The sequence below is a fragment of the Paracoccus fistulariae genome, from assembly GCF_028553785.1.
Lineage (GTDB): Bacteria > Pseudomonadota > Alphaproteobacteria > Rhodobacterales > Rhodobacteraceae > Paracoccus > Paracoccus fistulariae.
Window position 1 is genome coordinate 661,010 of record NZ_CP067136.1, and the last position, 18,187, is coordinate 679,196.

The following is an 18,187-nucleotide window of genomic DNA, read 5'->3' on the forward strand; positions in this document are numbered from 1 at the left end:
CTAGATAGGAAGCCGGAACCAGAAAGGAAACCCGATGTTTGATCCGGCCAGACTGACCTATGACGCCAGGGGGCTGATCCCGGCCATCGCGCAGGATGCCGAGACGGCTGAGGTGCTGATGATGGCCTGGATGAATGCCGAGGCGGTGGCCCGCACGCTGGCGACCGGGCGCGTCACCTATTGGTCGCGGTCGCGGCAATCCTTCTGGATCAAGGGCGAGAGTTCGGGTCACATCCAGGAACTGGTCGAGATGCGCGTGGATTGCGATGGGGACGCGCTTCTGGTGCTGCTGCGGCAGACGGGTCCGGCCTGCCACACCAACCGGCGCAGTTGCTTCTATACCGCGATCCGCGAGGGCGAAGAGGTCGAGATCATGGATCCGATGGCCTGAAACCCAGCATCTGCCGGATGTCGGCGGGTGTGGCGCCGTCCTGACGGTAATGGCGGAGGGCGCGGGCATCGTCGCGTTTGGCCAGACGCTTGCCAGCATCGTCGCGGATCAGGCGGTGGTGGTGATAGAGCGGCGTCGGCAGCTGCAGCAGTTTCTGAAGAATGACGTGTATCCACGTTGAATCAAATAAATCTTTTCCGCGCGTCACGAGTGAAATCCCTTGTGCGGAATCATCCACCACCACAGCCAGATGATAGGATGTTCCCATGCCCCGCCGCGACAGAATGACATCGCCGATGCCGTCCAGAAATTCGTCCCTGCTGATCCTGTGCGGCTGACCGGGCAGGATGATCTCATCCCGGAATTCCAGTTGCGCCACGCCAATCGCATCAAAAGCGCGGCGCGCGTCCAGGCGGATCACGTCATCGGCGCCCAGATCGGTCATGGAACGATGGCGGCAGGTGCCGGGGTAGATCAGCCCGTCGGGGCCTGCGGGCAACGCGCCCTCTTGCGGCGCAGAGAGGGCCGTGCGGATATCGCCGCGACGGCAGCGGCAGGGATAGCAAAGCGGTTCCAGACGCCGCAGCGCGTCCTGATAGGCGGGCATCCGGTCCGATTGGCGCAGCGCCGGTTGTGTCCAGTCCAGACCCAGCCAGTGCAGATCCTCATGGATCGCGGCCTCGTAATCGGGGCGACAGCGCTCGCGATCGATATCCTCGATCCGCAGCAGAAACGCGCCCGGATCGGCCTGTTCGGCGGCCACAAGCGCCGCATAGGCATGGCCCAGATGCAGCAGCCCCGTGGGCGATGGCGCGAAGCGCGTGCGCCTTATTGCGCGGCCAGCCATGCCGAAAAATCGTCCTTGGCGCGCTGCGTATAGGCCGGATAACGATCCTTGCGCCCGCGCCTGCCACCGCGCATCTGATCCAGCGGCGGGAACAGGCCGAAATTCACGTTCATCGGCTGGAAGGTCTTGGCCTCGGCCCCGCCGGTGATGTGGTTGACCAGCGCGCCCATGGCCGTGGTGAAGGGCGGCGGGGCCAGATCCTGCCCCTTGGCCTGCGCCGCGGCCATGCGTCCCGCCAGCAGTCCCATGGCCGCGCTTTCGACATAGCCTTCGACCCCGGTGACCTGCCCGGCAAAGCGCAGATTGGGCCGGGGCCGCAGGCGCATGCGATCATCCAGAAGCGTTGGCGAGTTCAGGAAGGAATTGCGATGGATCCCGCCCAGACGCGCGAAGCCCGCATGTTCAAGCCCGGGGATCATGCGGAACACCTCGGTCTGGGCGCCATATTTCATCTTGGTCTGAAAGCCGACGATATTATACAGCGTGCCCAAGGCGTTATCGCGGCGAAGCTGAACCACCGCATAGGCTTTTTCTTCGGGGCGATGCGCATTGGTCAGGCCGACCGGCTTCATCGGGCCGTGGCGCAAGGTTTCCCGGCCACGCTCGGCCATGACCTCGATGGGCAGGCAGCCGTCGAAATAGCCGGCCGTCTCGCCCTCGTGGAACTCGGTCTTGTCGGCGGCCAGAAGCGCGTCGATGAAGGCCTCGTACTGATCACGGGTCATCGGGCAGTTGATATAGGCGCGACGCTCTGCCTCGGTCTCGCCCTTGTCATAGCGGCTTTGTTCCCAGGCGACGTCCATATTGATGGTGTCGGCATGGACGATCGGGGCGATGGCGTCGAAAAAGGCCAGCGCATCCGTGCCGGTCACGCGGCGGATCGCGGTGGCCAGCTTGTCCGAGGTCAGCGGCCCGGTTGCCACGATCCAGTTTCCCTCTTCGGGCAGATCGTCGATCTCGGCCGACCGGATCTCGATCAGGGGATCGGCCCGCAGCGCGTCGGTCACCGCTTCGGCAAAAGCGTCCCGGTCAACGGCCAGCGCGCCGCCCGCGGGCAGGCGGTGGCGGTCGGCCATGGCCATGATCAGCCCGCCGGCCGCGCGCATTTCCCAATGCAACTGGCCGACGGCATTCATCACATCGTCATCCGAGCGGAAAGAGTTCGAGCAGACCATTTCCGCGCAATTGCCGGTCTTGTGGGCGAAGGTTTCGACCTGCGGGCGCATTTCGTGAAGCACGACGGGCACACCCGCGCGGGCGATCTGCCAGGCGGCCTCTGATCCGGCAAGGCCGGCACCGATAATATTCACGGGCTGCATCGTCATCTCCTGCAATCGCGGTTCGGGCTAGCAAAGCCCCCGGAAAAAGGAAAGGGCGGCGCCGATGGCACCGCCCGGAAACAGGTCAGCGACCGGAAGATCACTCTTCGGCGGCTGCTTCTTCTGCATCACCGGCTTCGGCCTCGGCCTCGCCTGCGTCATCATCGCTGGAACGCAGGGCCGAGGGGGCGGCCAGGTTGGCGATCACGAAGTTGCGGTCGATGGTCGGCTTGGCGCCGGCCGGCAGTTTGACGTCCTGAATGTGAATGCTGTCGCCAACTTCCAGGCCTTCCAGATCGACGGTGATCTGGCTGGGGATGTCGCCTGCGGTCACGATCAGTTCGACTTCGTTGCGAACCGTCACCAGCGTGCCGCCCTTTTTCAGGCCGGGGCACTTGTCTTCATTGATGAATTCGACCGGGATGAACAGGTTCACCTTCGAGGTGCGGCGCAGGCGCATGAAGTCGATATGGACCGGCAGGTCCTTGACGACATCTTTCTGAACCGCGCGGCAGATCACGCGAACGTCTTCCTGACCGTCCACCTTCAGGTTCCACAGCGTGGACATGAAGCGGCCGGCGCGCAGCGTGGTCAGCAGCTTGTTGAAGTCGAATTGAATAGCGACCGGGTCTTTGTGGTCGCCATATACGATACCGGGCACCTTGCCTTCACGGCGAGCTTGACGGGCGGCCCCCTTGCCTGTCCCCGTGCGTGCCTCGGCCACCAGATCAGGGATCTCTTTGGCCATGATGTCATTCCTATCAATTTGGTTGGTGCTGCCACCCTCCAAGGGTGCGTGACAGCAGGCCGGGCCTATAGCGCAGGATCGGCGGCTTGTGAAGGGTTATTTGCGGGTCACGCGCCGTATTCGGTCAGGAAACCCTCGGGCAGCAGCAGATTCTGGCGACCCAGATCCTGCACCCTGCGTTCGCCGCAAAGCGCCATGGTCGTGTCCAGTTCCTTGTGGATGATCTCCAGCGCCTTGCTGACGCCTTCCTCGCCCATCGCGCCAAGCCCGTGGATGAAGGCGCGGCCGATCCAGGTCGAATGCGCGCCAAGCGCCAGCGCCTTCAGGACGTCCTGACCGCTGCGGATGCCGCTGTCCATATGGATCTCGACCTGATCGCCGACGGCATCGACGATATGGGGCAGCATCCGGATCGAGGACAGCGCGCCATCCAGCTGCCGCCCGCCGTGATTCGAGACGATGATCGCATCCGCCCCGAAATCGGCGGCGATCTGGGCATCTTCCGGGTCCAGAATCCCCTTCAGGATCAGCTTGCCGCCCCACATTTCGCGGATCTTTGCGATCTTGTCCCAATCCAGACGCTCGTCGAATTGCTCGGCCGTCCAGCTTGACAGGGACGAGGTGTCGCCCACGCCCTTGGCATGGCCGACGATATTGCCAAAGAAGCGCCGCTTGGTCCCCATCATGCCCATGCCCCATCGCCAGCGGGTTGCCAGATCCAGCAGGGTGGGCAGGGTGAATTTCGGTGGCGCGGACAGGCCGTTCTTCAGATCCTTGTGCCTCTGGCCAAGGATCTGCAGGTCCAGCGTCAGCACCAGCGCGCTGCATTTGGCGGCCTTGGCGCGTTCGATGATCGCGGCCAGAAAATCCTGATCCTTCATCACGTAAAGCTGAAACATGAAGGGCGCCGAGGTATGTTCGGCGACGTCCTCGATGGAACAGATCGACATGGTGGACAGACAGAAGGGCACGCCGAATTTCTGTGCCGCGCGGGCCGCCAGAATTTCGCCATCTGCGTGTTGCATCCCGGTCAGCCCGACCGGCGCCAGTGCCACGGGCATGGCCGCGGGCATGCCGATGATATCGGTCGCGGTGCTGCGGTTCGACATGTCGACCGCAACCTTCTGCCGCAATCTGATCTGGGAAAAATCCGTCGTATTTTCGTGGAAGGTCTGTTCCGTGTAGCTGCCCGATTCAGCGTAATCATAGAACATCTTCGGGGTGCGCGCCTTATGCAGGCGCTTGAGATCTTCGATGCAGGTCACGACAGGCATAAGGCTTCCCCTATAATTGGTAAGTTTTCATTACCGCTTTTGCTGCGACATGGCAATCACTGGTTTTGCTGCATCCTTGCGCGGATCGACGGCTCGATCACGGGTTTCTTCAATGCCTCGGCCCGACGGCGCAGGGCATCGGCCCGGGCACCCGCCTGCGCATCGACGGTTTCGGGGGATGCGACGGCCTCGGCGCTGTGATCGGGCAGCGTGGGTTCGGCCAGGATCTGCGCCGTGGGCAGCAGGTCGGGATAGGCGTCCGCCTGCGGATTGCAGGCGGCCAGCGTCACAAGGCCGAAGATCGGGAACAGGGTGCGTTTCATGCCCGCAGGTTACGGCGCAGCACGGGCGACAGCAACGGGCTTTCAACTGGCGGGACGGCTGTCTATGAAGGGGCATGGCACGCACCCAAGGCTCTCGATCAGACGTTACCGGCCCGCTTATCCGCGATGTGGCACGGGGCCTGTTCGCGCGTCAGGGCTATGCCGCCGTCTCGATGCGCCAGATCGCGGCCGAGGTCGGCGTGCAGGCCGGCGCGCTTTACGCCTATATCCCCGACAAGCAGGCCCTGCTGTTCGATCTGCTGGAAAGCCATATGCAAGAGACGCTGTCCTCGTGGCAGGATGACCCGACCCGCGATCCGCTGGTCCGGCTGGAGGCTTTCGTGCGCTATCACATCGGTTTCAGCCTTGATCATACCGATGCCGTCTTTCTGTCCTATATGGAGCTGCGCAACCTGACGCCCGCGAATTTTCAGCGGATCGCGCAGTTGCGCGGGCGTTACGAGGCCGCGTTAGAGGCGATTTTGCGCGATGGGCTGAAGGCCAAGGTGATGCAGTTTCAGGATGTGAAGCTGACCGCGCTGGCGCTGATCGCGATGCTGACCGGGGTGACGAACTGGTATCGCGAAGGCGGGCGTCTTGATCGCGGGCGGATCGGCGATATCTATTGGGGGCTCGCCCGTGGGGCGGTCGGTGCCAATTGACCTGCGCGCCGGACGCCGCCACATAATGCGGGCTTGCCGCAACCCGATCCCGAACCGATAATCGCCCCATGAGTCTGCCACCCGGCTTCCTTGATGAATTGCGCAATCGCGTCCCGATCAGCCGTGTGATCGGGCGCAAGGTGGTGTGGGATCTGCGCAAGTCCAATCAGGCCAAGGGCGACTGGTGGGCGCCATGCCCGTTCCATCAGGAAAAATCGGCCAGCTTTCATTGCGACGATCAGAAAGGCTTCTACTATTGCTTCGGCTGCCATGCCAAAGGCGATGCGCTGACCTTTCTGAAAGAGGCCGACGGGCTTGAATTCATCGAAGCCGTAAAGGTGCTGGCGGCCGAAGCGGGCATGCAGATGCCCGAGCCCGACCCGCGTGCCCGCGAGCGCAGCGATCGCCGCAGCCGCCTGTTCGAGGTGACAGAGGCCGCCTGCCGCTGGTTCCGCCTGCAATTGCAGACCGGCGCCGCCGCCGAAGCCCGCGACTATCTGGCGCGTCGCGGGCTGGATCAGGCCGCGGAAGAGCGGTTCGAAATCGGCTTTGCCCCCGATCAGCGCTACGCCCTTGGTCAGGCGCTGCGCGAGAAGGGCTTCGATGAAGGCCTGATCGTCGAGGCGGGCATCTCGGCCCGGCCCGAGGGCGGCGGGCAGGTTTATGACCGGTTCCGGGGTCGGATCATCTTTCCAATCCGCGACGGGCAGGGGCGCTGCATCGGCTTTGGCGGCCGGGCTATGGATCCGAATGCGCGGGCGAAATACCTCAACAGCCCGGAAACGCCGCTCTTCGACAAGGGGCGCAACCTCTATCACATGGGGCCTGCGCGTTCGGCCGTGGCCAAGGGCAAGGCGCTGATCGTGGCCGAAGGCTATATGGATGTGATCGCGCTGGCCCGCGCGGGCTTTGACGGGGCGGTCGCGCCGCTGGGCACGGCGATCACCGAGGATCAGCTGCGGCTGATGTGGCGCATCAGCCCCGAACCGATCATTGCGCTGGATGGTGACGCCGCCGGGCAGCGGGCCGCGCAACGGCTGATCGACCTGGCCTTGCCGATGACCGGGCCGGGGCAGGCGCTGCGCTTTGTCATCCTGCCTGCCGGACAGGATCCGGACGATCTGATCAAAGCCTCGGGTGCGGCGGCCATGGGCGCGCTGCTGGACAGGGCCCGCCCGCTGGTCGATCTGCTGTGGTCGCGCGAGATCGAGGGGCAGGTCTTTGACAGCCCCGAGCGCAAGGCCGCGCTGGACAAGCGGCTGGCCGATGCCATCGGCAGGATCCCGGATGAGGCCACGCGCCGCCATTACGACCGCGAGTTGGGCCAGAAGAAATGGGCGTTGTTCGGGGGCGGCGGGCGACGCCCGGGCAAGCCGGGGCAGGGTGGGCGCAAACCCGGTGCCGCCCGCGTCGTCGCCATGGACAGCAGCCTTCCGGGCGAGGATCTGCTGGAAGGCGCCAGCCTGCTGATCTGTGCGCTGCGCCCGGAACTGATCGCGGCGGTCGAAGGCAGGATCGAACGCCTGACACCGCGCGATGAAAACCGGGCCGCGCTGCTGTTCGATCTTTTGTCCCACAGCGACAGCCCGGCCGGGCAACGGGGCCTTGAAACGCTGCGCGCCGACGCCCATCTGGGCCTTACTCCCAGTGTGATCTCTTCGCAGGATGCCGACGCGGTTGCCGCAATCCTGAACAATCTTCTGGATCGACTGGAGGCGCAGCGCGCCGCAGGGGCCGAACTGGCCCGGGCCGAGGCGGAAATACAGGGCGAGGCCGATGAAGGACTGACTTGGAGGATGCAACAGATCGCGCGGGCGCGTCACCGGGCGGAACGTCCCGAATTGGAAAGCAGCGGCGATCTGAATGAGGATCGCGATGCGCTGTCTGCACAGCTTTCGGGATGGCTCAGCGAAGAGATCTGGCGCAAACCGCCACGACGTTGACGGAAAGTTAACGCTAAACTGCGCGAATCAGGTCAGACGAATCGGCTCGTGAGGTTGCAAATCATTGGGTGATGCTGTCTTTTTATTCGTAGGCAGAGCAGGTTAAAAAGCAGAAAAATTGCGCTGATTCGTCTGATTCGCGAATCGCCGCACCGAGAAGGAGCCTTCGATGGCCGTGAAGGACGAAGAGACCGACAAGACGGAAAAAGACGACAACGCGCATTCGCTGGACATGAGCCAGGCTGCGGTCAAACGCATGATCGCCGAAGCGCGTGAGCGTGGCTATATCACCTATGATCAGCTGAACGCCGTGCTGCCCCCCGATCAGGTCGGCAGCGAGCAGATCGAGGACGTCATGTCGATGCTGTCCGAAATGGGCATCAATGTCATCGAGGACGAGGACGAGGCGGAAGAACAAGAGGGCGGCGCGGTCGCCACCACCGGCTCTGGCTCTCGCGAGGTGGCCATCGCCTCCAGCGAGACCGAAAAGCTGGATCGCACCGACGATCCGGTGCGCATGTATCTGCGCGAGATGGGCAGCGTCGAGCTGTTGTCACGCGAAGGCGAAATCGCGATCGCCAAGCGGATCGAGGCCGGCCGCAACACCATGATCGCCGGTCTGTGCGAAAGCCCGCTGACCTTCAAGGCCATCATCATGTGGCATCAGGAACTTCTGGAAGAGGAAATCCTGCTGCGCGACGTGATCGATCTAGAGACGACCTTCGGGCAGTCGATGGATGAGGAAGGCGAGGATGACGAGGAACTGACCACCCAGTCCGACAGTTCCGACACGACGCAGAAGCGCGAGGAACTGGATGCCGATGGCAACCCGATGCGCAGCGACGATGACGAGGACGAGGATGAGGGCGCCAATCTATCGCTGGCCGCGATGGAAGCCAGCCTGAAGCCCAAGGTTCTGGAAACGCTGGAAGAAATCGCCTACGATTACGAACAGCTTGCCGATATGCAGGATCAGCGCATGTCGGCCACGCTGAACGAGGATAGCAGCTTCTCGGTCGCGGCGGAAACCGCCTATCAGCAGCTGCGCAGCAAGATCGTTGCGCTGGTCAACGAATTGCACCTGAACAACAGCCGGATCGAGGCGCTGGTCGATCAGCTTTACGGCATCAACCGCCGGATCGTGACCATCGACAGCGGCATGGTGAAGCTGGCCGATGCCGCGCGCATCAACCGTCGCGAATTCATCGACGCCTATCGCGGCAGCGAACTGGATCCCGGCTGGGTTGACCGCATGTCGGAAAATTCCGGCCGCGGCTGGCAGGCGCTGTTCGACCGTTCGCGCGACAAGGTCGAAACTCTGCGCACTGAAATGGCGCAGGTCGGCCAATATGTCGGCGTCGATATCGAGGAATTCCGCCGCATCGTCAGCCAGGTCCAGCGCGGCGAAAAGGAAGCCCGTCAGGCCAAGAAGGAAATGGTCGAGGCGAACCTGCGGCTGGTGATCTCGATTGCCAAGAAATACACCAATCGCGGCCTGCAATTCCTTGATCTCATTCAGGAAGGCAATATCGGCCTGATGAAGGCCGTGGATAAATTCGAATATCGCCGCGGCTACAAGTTCAGCACCTATGCGACCTGGTGGATCCGTCAGGCGATCACCCGCTCGATCGCCGATCAGGCCCGCACTATCCGTATCCCGGTCCATATGATCGAGACGATCAACAAGCTGGTCCGGACCGGCCGCCAGATGCTGCATGAAATCGGCCGCGAGCCGACGCCCGAGGAACTGGCCGAAAAGCTGCAGATGCCGCTGGAAAAGGTTCGCAAGGTGATGAAGATCGCCAAGGAGCCGATCAGCCTTGAAACCCCCATCGGGGATGAGGAAGACAGCCAGCTTGGCGATTTCATCGAGGACAAGAATGCCGTCCTGCCGCTGGACAGCGCCATTCAGGAAAATCTCAAGGAAACCACGACCCGCGTTCTGGCCAGCCTGACCCCGCGTGAGGAACGTGTTCTGCGGATGCGCTTTGGCATCGGCATGAATACCGATCACACGCTGGAAGAGGTGGGGCAGCAATTCAGCGTCACCCGCGAACGGATCCGTCAGATCGAGGCCAAGGCGCTGCGCAAATTGAAGCATCCGTCACGCAGTCGGAAGCTGCGGTCCTTCCTTGACCAATGAACTGACCCATATCGACGGTCTGGCCTATGTGATCTATCGCAGCTCGGCCGTCGATCATCTCAGGGATGAAGACCTCGACGACATCCTGATCTCGGCCCGGGCCCGTAACGAAGAAAAATTCGTCACGGGCTGTCTTCACTATGAAGACGGGATGTTCTTTCAATGGATCGAAGGCCCGGCGGAACAGCTGCGGCAGATCATCGACCTGATCCTCAAGGATGAGCGGCACCGCGACATCGCCGTTCTTGGCGTCGGCGCGCTTGAGGTGCGCCGCTTTCAGGACTGGCGCATGCGGTTTTCCGACCGCAAGAATGGCTCGCTGATGGATTGGTTCGCCTGCAGCGAGATCTCGACCTTCGACCGCAAGGAATATATCGGCGGGGTCGTGACCTTCCTGGCATCGCTGAAGGTTTAGGCCGACAGGGCTTGCAGGTTTGGCACAAAAAGTGAACACTGCGCCGCAAGGTGACTTGGAGTGTCTATGCAACAGGCGATAAACGCGATCCAGCGCGCGTTTGGCGACGTGCAGATCTTGCAGCTTTCTTTGGCAATCGGCGCGATCCTGTTGATCGTGCTGATCTTCATGCTTTTATCCGCGCGCCGCACGCTTCGCGACAATCAGCAGGGGCAGCAGGTCGCGCAGGATCGGATCCGCGATCTTGAGGCGCGGGAAAAAACGCTGTCAGATCAGGCGCATGGGCTGGAATTGCGGCTGGGCCAGCACGAGGCCAGGCTGGAGGGGCAGGCCACGCGGCTTGGCGAAATCGCCGAAGAGCGTGATGATCTGACCGATGCGCTGCATCAGGCGCGTCAGGACCATGCCAAGCTGCAGACCGAACTGGCCGAGGCGCAATTGCGCGCCGAGAAAGACCGCGAGGCCGCCGCGCGCGAGATCCAGACCCTGCGTGAACTGCGCGAGGAAATGTCGGGTCAGTTCAAGCTGCTGGCCGCCGAAACCTTGCGCGTCCAGCAAAGCGATATGCAAAAGGCGCAGGGCGATCAACTGACCGCGCTGCTGACGCCCTTCCGCGATCAGGTCCATCGCTTCCAGACGGAATTACAGCATAGAAACAAGGTGCTGGACGAAGAAGGTGCAAGATTGCGCGAACAGATCGCGTTTCTGCACAAACGCTCTGAAGATATCTCGCGCGAGGCGGTGAACCTGACCCGCGCCCTGAAGGGTGAGAAGCAAAGGCAAGGGGCCTGGGGCGAGATGGTGCTGGAACGCCTGCTGGAGGAATCCGGTCTTCAGGCGGGCACCCATTACGAGATGCAGTCAAGCTGGCGCGATGATGATGGCAAGATGTGGCGGCCCGATGTCGTGATCCGCATGCCGCGCGGCAAGGTGATGGTGATCGACAGCAAGGTCTCTCTGAACGATTACGAGGCGGCGGTGAATGCCGAAGACCCCGCCGAGGCCGAGGCCGCCCTGCGCCGCCATGTCGCCGCCATCCGCAATCACATCACGACGCTGGGCGACAAGGGCTATCACCGGATGGATGATGCCTCGGTCGATTATGTGCTGATGTTCATCCCCATCGAGGGCGCCTTTTCCGAAGCCCTGCGCGCCGATCCCACCCTTGCCAGTTTCGCGATGGACCGGCGCGTCGGGCTGACCACGCCGACCACGCTGATGCTGACCCTGCGCACGGTAGAGCATATCTGGGCGGTCGAGCGGCGCGAAACCAATGCGCTGGAAATCGCGAAGCGCGCTGGCCAGCTTTACGACAAGGTGGCGGGTTTCGTCGACTCGATGGAGGTCGTGGGCAAATCGCTGGATGCTGCCAGCCGCGCGCATGGGCAGGCCATCGACCGGCTGTCGCGCGGACCCGGCAATGTCATCCGTCAGGTCGAGATGCTGCGTGAACTTGGCGCGCGGGCGCAGAAGAAAATCGCGCTCAGCCATGATGGCGAGGACGCGCCCGCGCTGGATCCGCCCGCATCGCGCGACGGGCCAGAGGCGGCCGAGTGAATACAGTTTTCACGATCCACACCACAGGACCGGCCTGCCATGATTTTACCCATCAGGTCGCTGCATGGCTGCGCGATCTGGGCGCGCAGGAGGGCGTGGTGACGCTGCTGGTCCGGCATACCTCTTGCAGCCTGTTGATCCAGGAAAACGCCGATCCCGATGTGCAGACCGATCTGCTGGGCTGGCTGGACCGGATCGCGCCGCCGGGCGATCACCCCTCGATGACCTGGCTGACCCATGTGCTGGAGGGGCCGGATGACATGCCCGCGCATCTGAAGGCCGCGATCCTGCCGGTCAGCCTGCAGATCCCGGTCGGGGATGGGCGCATGATGCTGGGCACGTGGCAGGGGATCTATCTGGTCGAACATCGCCGCGCGCCGCATCGGCGCCAAATCGCGGCGGTGTTTCAGGCGTCCTGATGGCGCCATCGACCATCACGCTCGCGGCATTCGCGCCACAGGTTGCGCGATCTGCATATAGTGGCCTGTGGATAACACTACCCAACCCTTACCAAGCGTCCTATAGTTGCAGGGGGTTTCGGGATAAGGGATCAATACATGCGCTGTCCGTTTTGCGGAAATGTCGATACGCAGGTCAAGGATTCACGCCCGGCCGAGGACAATGTCGCGATACGTCGCCGCCGTTTCTGTCCCGCCTGCAGCGGGCGCTTTACCACCTATGAACGGGTCCAGTTGCGCGATCTGATCGTGGTCAAGACGAATGGCAAACGCGAGGATTTCGACCGCGACAAGATGGCCCGGTCGATCCGGATCGCGATGCAGAAACGCCCGGTCGAGCCTGAGCGGATCGAACAGATGATCTCGGGGATCGTGCGGCGGCTGGAAAGCACCGGCGAAACCGACGTGGCGTCGAAGATGATCGGTGAGATCGTGATGGAGGCGCTGTCGCGCATCGACAATGTCGCCTATGTCCGTTTTGCCAGCGTTTACAAGAACTTCCAGGATGCCGACGATTTCGACAAATTCGTGGCAGAGCTGCGCCCCGGCCCGATTGCCGATTAAGGCGTGAGCGGCGAGGGTGATCTGCGCCACATGGCCCATGCGCTGCGCCTGTCGCGGCGCGGGCTGGGCAATGTCTGGCCCAATCCGGCGGTTGGCTGCGTGCTGCTGCGCGATGGCCGGATCGTCGGGCGCGGCTGGACGCAGCCCGGCGGTCGCCCCCATGCCGAGCGGATGGCGCTGGATCAGGCAGGCCCGCTTGCGCGCGGCGCCACGGCCTATGTCACGCTGGAACCCTGCGCCCATCACGGCCGCACCCCGCCATGCGCGCAGGCCCTGATCGATGCGGGCATCGCCCGCGTGGTCAGCGCGATGACCGATCCCGATCCGCGCGTCTCTGGTCGCGGCCATACGATGCTGCGTCAGGCGGGGATCGCGGTGGAAGAGGTGCTGATGGAGGCCGATGCCCGCAACATCCAGGCGGGTTTCCTGTCGCGCGCGCTGCGCGGGCGGCCCTTCCTGACGCTGAAACTGGCGACCAGCTTTGACGGTCGGATCGCGACGGCGGGCGGCGAAAGCCAGTGGATCACCGGCCCGCAGGCGCGCCTGCATGTGCATGCGATGCGGGCGCAGCATGACGCGATCATGGTGGGCGGCGGCACAGCGCGGGCGGATATGCCTTCACTGAATGTGCGGGATCTGCGGACGCCTCGGCAGCCGGTGCGGATCGTCGTTTCATCGCGCGCGCTGCCGGATTTGCCACCAGAAGGACCTGATCATGGTCCGCTTTGGCAGGTGTCGGGGGATCCGGGTCAGATCATGGTCGATCTGGCGGATCGCGGCGTGACACGGGTTTTCTGCGAAGGCGGGGGCGGTCTTGCCGCGTCGCTTTTGCGTGCCGGGCTGGTCGATCAGATCATCGGCTATACGGCCGGCCTGGTGATCGGTGGCGATGGCCGCGCGGCAACCGGGCCGCTGGATCTGCAGTATCTGGCGCAGGCGCCGCGATTTGCACTGGCCGAAACCTGTCCGATCGGGCCGGACCTGTTTCACCGCTGGCGCCGCGCCGACTAGCGCCGCCACAGCCAGGCGTGCCCGGCCAGCGCGCCCTGCAATTTGGCCAAAAGCCGCAGCGCCGGTGGTCGGGGCGTGATGCCTTCTGCCAATCGTTGCACGGCGAGTTCGGCCGGGCAGGGCAGACCGGTTTTCGGATCGCGGTAACGCGGATAGGCGATCAGGCAGGCATGGGTCAGCGCAGCCAGATCGGGCCGCGCCCTGCGCCGCGCGGGCATGGGGCCCAGATCGCGCGTCAGCCCCCAGCCGGCATAGAACGGCGCGCCCAGGACGGTGACGGGAACATCGCGCAGCAGCGCCTCGAACCCCAGGGTCGAGGTGATGGTCCAGACCTCATCCACCTGATCCAGCAGGGCAATCGGTTCGCTGGCGCGGGCGACATGATCGGCCAGATCCTGCAGATCCGCCGCCGCGATCGCCCCGGGCCGCAATCCGGCCTCGACATCCGGATGCGGCTTGTAGATCAGAAAGGCATCGGGATTGTCCTGCCTGACACGCGCCAGAAGCTGCAGATTTGTCCTTTCCACGCCCGCGCCCAGCCGGATCGAGGCGTCATCCTCGACCTGACCCGGAACAAGAATGCGGCGCTTTCCGTCGCGGGCTGGCAGGTCCGGCGGTGCGGCGGACAGGTTATATTTCGACAACCCGGCCTTTCTGATCTGCGCCAGCAGGTCCGTCGCGCGGCGCCCGCCCCTCGGCGGCAGGGGGGCGGCGATCAGACGCTCTAACCGGCTTTCGCGGGTCGGGTCGTAATAGATCCCAAGATCATCGGCGATCAGCGATAGCGGCGGCGTCAGCGCCGCGCCGAGCCCGCGAGAGCGCAGAAACCCGTCCTCGACCCGGATCGCCTGCGGCACTTCCCCGGCCTTTCCGGCCCAGGCCAGCGTGACCTGATCCGACGGCGTGTCGGTAAAGCGCAGCGCCCTTCCATCGCCGAAAAACCGCGATATTGCGCCGCGTTTCCACAGCCGCATGCCATAGGCCAGATACCCGTCGCGATCCTGCCGCCAGGCCTTCACCTCGGCCTCCAACTGGTCCACGGCGCCATCGAAATCGGTCAGCTGATCGCGGCAGGGATCGTACCAGGACGGCGCCAGAAGATGACTGGCCGCGAACAGATCCTCTTTGCTGGCGCGACCGCGTCGGTCCGGGGGCAGGGCGGTTTCATCCGCGCTCAGCCCCCAGCCAAGATAAAAGGGCGTGCCAAAGATCCGGGGGCGATGCCCGGCCAGAATCGCCTCATATCCAAGCTGGGACGAGATCGCATAGACCGCATCGGCATTTTCCAGCAGTCGCCAGGGTGAGATATCGGCATCGCAGAGCGCATCGCCGGGGCGCAGATCCTGTTCCGTGAAATGACCCGCACGCAATCCGCGCGCGGTTTCCGGATGGCTGCGGATCACAATGCGCCTGCCGGGGTTTTCGTCGCGCGCGGCCGCCAGCATCGCCAGAAATTCCGCCCGCCCCGCGCCGCGCAGCGAGGCATCGCCGCTGGTCTGGTCGATCACCAGCACATAGCCGGGTTTCGGCGGGGCGCTGTCCGGTCTGTGCGCATTGTATTTCGACAGATCCAGCGCCCTCAGCCGTTCGATCCCCCGACCCGCCTGATCCCGCAGCGCGGCGGTGGCGCCAGAGGAAATCAGCGTTTCGATCAGCGAGGGCGTTTCGGGATCGAAATGCAGGCCAAGCGGGTCGATCAGCAGGCCGATGGGGCCGCGCCGCGCCACATGCCCCGAGGCCCGCCCGGGCAGGATCGAACGTAAAAAGGCATCCTCGACCGTCAGCAGGGATGCTCCGCGCCGTTGCGCAATGGCGCGCCCGCGCCAGGCTGTCGGGCTGGCGCCCCAGATGCCCACGACATCCTCGCGTGAGGGCAATCCGGCCGCGATATCCCAACCGGACAGTTGCAGGATCCGGCGCAGGCGCGGCTGGGTCCAGAACCCGCCATTAAAGACGAAAAGCCGCCGGGGATCTGTCCCGGCGGCTTTGTTGTCTGTCGGCATGATGCGGATCAGTTGCCGATACTTGCCAGCGCGTCGGCAGAAACCGCGGTGCCGGTGATCGACAGCAGCCGCTTGCGCCACTGCACATAGGGGGCTTCGGTCACATAGACGGTATCGCCGTCGCGGATCAGGAAATCGCGCGCCAGGAACAGCCCGTTCGGCCGGGTCATGTCCAGCACATAGGCCATGCGCTGCGTGCCATAGACCGATTTGCCCAGCACGCGCGAGGCCACCGATTCCGGTTCGTCGCGCAGGATGAACACACCGGTCGGATCGGCCAGATCAGAGGACAAACCGCCCACCATGGCGACCGCCTCGACCGCGCTGATCACCTCATTGCCCAGCGGCACGCGGGTTTGCCCGCCAAGCGCACCAAGCGCGGTGAAGCTGCGCTGATCCTCTTCCACCAGCACGATATCGCCGGGGCGCAGCGCAATGTCGTTCTGGCCGGTATAAAGATCGGTCAGCCAGACCTTGCCCCGGTCGGTGCCGCGCTTGACGGTCACGACGGCGATTTCAGGCTCGATGGCAACGCCGCCGGCCCGGGCCAGCATGGCTGACAGCGTGCGGGTCGGGCGTTCGATCGGATAGACGCCCTGCGCGCCGACCTTGCCCATGACCGAAACCGTGGCCCCGTCGCCCGCGACACGCGCGACCGTGACCTGCGGGTCGGGGGTCTGAGAGCTGAGCCGGTCGGTGATGATCTGACGCAGCTGATCGGGCGTGTTGCCCGCAGCGCGCAGGCGGCCCGCATAGGGCACGAAGATATAGCCACGGCTGTCGACCTGAATTTCCTGCAGGTTCGTCGAGCTGCTGCCCAGCGAGGTCAGCAACCCGTCATCCACGTTTTCCCAGATCGACAGACCCAGCACGTCGCCCGCGCGGATCTCATCCGCGCCGACGGCACCCGCATTGCGGAAACTGCTGGAAAAACCATAGCTTGGCACGAAATTCGTGGCGCGGTTGACGTGATCATTGACGAAAATCACATGGGCATTGCCGCCTTTTTCGACAGCACCGGAATAAATTTCTTTCTTGCTGGGGCCGGAACGTGGCAGCGTGCAGGCCGCCAGCAGAACCATCGTCGCCAGCATGGCCAAGCGAACCGCCGCAGTTCGGGAGGGAATGACTGTCACCTCAGGAAACTCCTGTTTTCTAGATCCGGCCTTTATGGCCAGTTTCTACGTAATCTAGCGTGTGATGGCGCTGGATACCACAATTTACTGTGATCTAATCTACAAGATCGTCAATTTGTTGCCGTTGCAGCGCGTGGCCCATCTCCAGCGCCTCATAGGGGTCATACGGCGACAGGATCATGTCTGCAATCAGTCGCAGCGTATGGGCGCGCGACTGTTTGGCGTAAAATCCTCCGGGGATCTGGCTGGTTTGCAGCAGATAGTCGCGGAAGATGCGATAGGAGGTGGGATCGGGCGGGATCGGGCTGGCGAAGAAGTCGTCCAGCCCTTGGTCAGAGACCAGCCCCGGCTTGCTATAGACCGCCCGGCCCATCGCCTTGACCGGCAGACCGCGCCACAGCGCCTGCTGCGCGGCGGTGGAATTCACGGTGACGATCGAGCGCGCATAGCGCAGCATATCGGCCAGCTTGCCGCCCCTGAAATAATGCACGCGCCCCTGCACCCCATATGCGGCGGCGGCCTTGCGGATCGCATCGCGATTGCGGGCGCGGCCATCTTCCAGCGGATGTGCCTTGAACAGCAGATGATGGTGCCGCGGGGCCGAGCGGGCGAAGGAGGCGATAACCTCGTCCACGAAATCGCGGTTCCGGGGATATTTTGAATGTCGCAGAAAGCTGGAATCATGTTCCAGCTGCATCAGCACAAGGGAATAGGGATTCCCGGACCGCTTGAACCTGTGCCATTGCACCGCGCGGACCAGGTTCACCACCGGTGACATCAGCAGGCGGCGCAGGTTCAGCCGGAATTCTTCCAGCACGCTCAGCGCGCGGTGACTGCGATAGCCCGGATATTTGCGGTTCGCCGCGACGATCAGGAAATGATACAGCGCGCCATAGAATTTGTGCTGGCGCATATCGCCCCAATGCGCGGGCGGGCGGCGGATTTCCAGGTCCGACTGTCGCAGCGTCGCATGCATATGGGGCAGGTCGATCTCCAGCAGCGCCGAATGCCCGTTCGAGCCGTTCCGCTCATAGGTGACCCAATAGGGGCGCAGATAGCCCTCTTCGAAGACATGCAGCGTGATGCCCCGCGCCTCGGCGGCCATTCGGGCGGTGGCGTGGATCGGCCTGACATCGCCATAAAGCACGATATCGGTGACGCCATTCCGGGTCAGGATCTGGTCAAGATGCGCGGGCCATTCGTTCGGATTGCCGCTGTGTCGGATCAGGCTGTCCTTGTCGGACCAGAAGAATTCGTCGCCCGCATTGAAGACGCAGCGCCAGACCGTGGACCCCGCCGCACGCAACAGCCGCGCCAGCCCGTCGAAAAACGGGCCATGCGGCCCCTGCAGCAGCAGGAAAACCCGCCCCTCGGGCATCTGTCTGGGATGCAG

At 63.6% G+C, this 18,187-nt stretch carries 17 protein-coding genes; 9 read left to right on the top strand and 8 right to left on the bottom strand.

The window, feature by feature from the left end:
• Positions 1–34 precede the first annotated feature (34 nt).
• A complete protein-coding gene (gene hisI / locus JHX87_RS03330) occupies positions 35–391 on the top strand; it encodes a phosphoribosyl-AMP cyclohydrolase (protein ID WP_271882328.1) in 357 nt (118 codons plus the stop codon).
• Here the strand turns inward: hisI and gluQRS are convergent.
• The 5 genes from gluQRS to JHX87_RS03355 form a co-directional block, all read right to left on the bottom strand.
• On the bottom strand, positions 372–1,238 hold the full coding sequence (gene gluQRS, locus JHX87_RS03335) for a tRNA glutamyl-Q(34) synthetase GluQRS (protein ID WP_271882330.1): 867 nt from the start codon (positions 1,236–1,238) through the stop codon (positions 372–374). The genes hisI and gluQRS overlap by 20 nt on opposite strands.
• Positions 1,220–2,557, bottom strand: coding sequence for a methylenetetrahydrofolate--tRNA-(uracil(54)-C(5))-methyltransferase (FADH(2)-oxidizing) TrmFO (gene trmFO / locus JHX87_RS03340; RefSeq protein WP_271882332.1), 1,338 nt, complete (start codon positions 2,555–2,557; stop codon positions 1,220–1,222). Before trmFO ends, gluQRS begins: the two co-directional genes overlap by 19 nt.
• 100 nt (positions 2,558–2,657) lie before the next feature.
• The gene (locus JHX87_RS03345; protein WP_271883450.1) at positions 2,658–3,305 is read right to left on the bottom strand and encodes a 50S ribosomal protein L25/general stress protein Ctc; all 648 of its coding nucleotides are present in this window, start codon (positions 3,303–3,305) and stop codon (positions 2,658–2,660) included.
• 107 nt (positions 3,306–3,412) lie between these two features.
• Positions 3,413–4,579 (bottom strand): alpha-hydroxy acid oxidase, encoded by a 1,167-nt coding sequence (locus JHX87_RS03350; RefSeq protein ID WP_271882334.1) that lies wholly within the window; start codon positions 4,577–4,579, stop codon positions 3,413–3,415.
• A gap of 56 nt (positions 4,580–4,635) precedes the next feature.
• Complete coding sequence (locus JHX87_RS03355; protein WP_271882336.1) at positions 4,636–4,902, bottom strand: lipoprotein; 267 nt, start codon at positions 4,900–4,902, stop codon at positions 4,636–4,638.
• Positions 4,903–4,976: 74 nt separating this feature from the next.
• Here JHX87_RS03355 and JHX87_RS03360 point away from each other — a divergent pair, with 74 nt between their 5' ends.
• The 8 genes from JHX87_RS03360 (at position 4,977) to ribD (ending at position 13,655) form a co-directional block, all read left to right on the top strand.
• Positions 4,977–5,564: a TetR/AcrR family transcriptional regulator gene (locus JHX87_RS03360; protein WP_271882338.1), complete on the top strand. Its 588-nt coding sequence runs from the start codon at positions 4,977–4,979 to the stop codon at positions 5,562–5,564.
• A gap of 68 nt (positions 5,565–5,632) precedes the next feature.
• Entirely contained in the window at positions 5,633–7,507 is a 1,875-nt protein-coding gene (dnaG, locus tag JHX87_RS03365) for a DNA primase (RefSeq protein ID WP_271882340.1), read from the top strand.
• Positions 7,508–7,676: 169 nt separating this feature from the next.
• Positions 7,677–9,650, top strand: coding sequence for an RNA polymerase sigma factor RpoD (rpoD, locus tag JHX87_RS03370; RefSeq protein ID WP_271882341.1), 1,974 nt, complete (start codon positions 7,677–7,679; stop codon positions 9,648–9,650).
• The gene (locus JHX87_RS03375; protein ID WP_271882344.1) at positions 9,640–10,065 is read left to right on the top strand and encodes a BLUF domain-containing protein; all 426 of its coding nucleotides are present in this window, start codon (positions 9,640–9,642) and stop codon (positions 10,063–10,065) included. Before rpoD ends, JHX87_RS03375 begins: the two co-directional genes overlap by 11 nt.
• 66 nt (positions 10,066–10,131) lie before the next feature.
• Positions 10,132–11,622, top strand: coding sequence for a DNA recombination protein RmuC (locus JHX87_RS03380; RefSeq protein WP_271882346.1), 1,491 nt, complete (start codon positions 10,132–10,134; stop codon positions 11,620–11,622).
• Positions 11,619–12,041 (top strand): secondary thiamine-phosphate synthase enzyme YjbQ, encoded by a 423-nt coding sequence (locus tag JHX87_RS03385; RefSeq protein ID WP_271882348.1) that lies wholly within the window; start codon positions 11,619–11,621, stop codon positions 12,039–12,041. Before JHX87_RS03380 ends, JHX87_RS03385 begins: the two co-directional genes overlap by 4 nt.
• Positions 12,042–12,179: 138 nt before the next feature.
• Positions 12,180–12,644, top strand: coding sequence for a transcriptional regulator NrdR (gene nrdR / locus JHX87_RS03390; protein ID WP_271882350.1), 465 nt, complete (start codon positions 12,180–12,182; stop codon positions 12,642–12,644).
• A 30-nt stretch (positions 12,645–12,674) separates the two neighbouring features.
• A complete protein-coding gene (ribD, locus tag JHX87_RS03395; protein WP_271883451.1) occupies positions 12,675–13,655 on the top strand; it encodes a bifunctional diaminohydroxyphosphoribosylaminopyrimidine deaminase/5-amino-6-(5-phosphoribosylamino)uracil reductase RibD in 981 nt (326 codons plus the stop codon).
• Here ribD and JHX87_RS03400 read toward each other — a convergent pair.
• The 3 genes from JHX87_RS03400 to JHX87_RS03410 form a co-directional block, all read right to left on the bottom strand.
• Complete coding sequence (locus JHX87_RS03400; RefSeq protein ID WP_271882351.1) at positions 13,652–15,658, bottom strand: capsular polysaccharide biosynthesis protein; 2,007 nt, start codon at positions 15,656–15,658, stop codon at positions 13,652–13,654. The two genes, ribD and JHX87_RS03400, sit on opposite strands and share 4 nt — an antisense overlap.
• Positions 15,659–15,666: 8 nt before the next feature.
• Entirely contained in the window at positions 15,667–16,752 is a 1,086-nt protein-coding gene (locus tag JHX87_RS03405; protein ID WP_465119507.1) for a polysaccharide biosynthesis/export family protein, read from the bottom strand.
• Between the two features lie 136 nt (positions 16,753–16,888).
• Complete coding sequence (locus tag JHX87_RS03410; protein ID WP_271883453.1) at positions 16,889–18,172, bottom strand: capsule biosynthesis protein; 1,284 nt, start codon at positions 18,170–18,172, stop codon at positions 16,889–16,891.
• Positions 18,173–18,187 lie beyond the last annotated feature (15 nt).

Bases quoted from the DNA above. Each gene is read 5' to 3' on its own strand.
- hisI (WP_271882328.1), top strand. From the start codon at position 35: ATGTTTGATCCGGCCAGACTGACCTATGACGCCAGGGGGCTGATCCCG.
- gluQRS (WP_271882330.1), bottom strand. From the start codon at position 1,238: ATGGCTGGCCGCGCAATAAGGCGCACGCGCTTCGCGCCATCGCCCACG.
- trmFO (WP_271882332.1), bottom strand. From the start codon at position 2,557: ATGCAGCCCGTGAATATTATCGGTGCCGGCCTTGCCGGATCAGAGGCC.
- JHX87_RS03345 (WP_271883450.1), bottom strand. From the start codon at position 3,305: ATGGCCAAAGAGATCCCTGATCTGGTGGCCGAGGCACGCACGGGGACA.
- JHX87_RS03350 (WP_271882334.1), bottom strand. From the start codon at position 4,579: ATGCCTGTCGTGACCTGCATCGAAGATCTCAAGCGCCTGCATAAGGCG.
- JHX87_RS03355 (WP_271882336.1), bottom strand. From the start codon at position 4,902: ATGAAACGCACCCTGTTCCCGATCTTCGGCCTTGTGACGCTGGCCGCC.
- JHX87_RS03360 (WP_271882338.1), top strand. From the start codon at position 4,977: ATGGCACGCACCCAAGGCTCTCGATCAGACGTTACCGGCCCGCTTATC.
- dnaG (WP_271882340.1), top strand. From the start codon at position 5,633: ATGAGTCTGCCACCCGGCTTCCTTGATGAATTGCGCAATCGCGTCCCG.
- rpoD (WP_271882341.1), top strand. From the start codon at position 7,677: ATGGCCGTGAAGGACGAAGAGACCGACAAGACGGAAAAAGACGACAAC.
- JHX87_RS03380 (WP_271882346.1), top strand. From the start codon at position 10,132: ATGCAACAGGCGATAAACGCGATCCAGCGCGCGTTTGGCGACGTGCAG.
- nrdR (WP_271882350.1), top strand. From the start codon at position 12,180: ATGCGCTGTCCGTTTTGCGGAAATGTCGATACGCAGGTCAAGGATTCA.
- ribD (WP_271883451.1), top strand. From the start codon at position 12,675: ATGGCCCATGCGCTGCGCCTGTCGCGGCGCGGGCTGGGCAATGTCTGG.
- JHX87_RS03400 (WP_271882351.1), bottom strand. From the start codon at position 15,658: ATGCCGACAGACAACAAAGCCGCCGGGACAGATCCCCGGCGGCTTTTC.
- JHX87_RS03405 (WP_465119507.1), bottom strand. From the start codon at position 16,752: ATGCTGGCGACGATGGTTCTGCTGGCGGCCTGCACGCTGCCACGTTCC.
- JHX87_RS03410 (WP_271883453.1), bottom strand. From the start codon at position 18,172: ATGCCCGAGGGGCGGGTTTTCCTGCTGCTGCAGGGGCCGCATGGCCCG.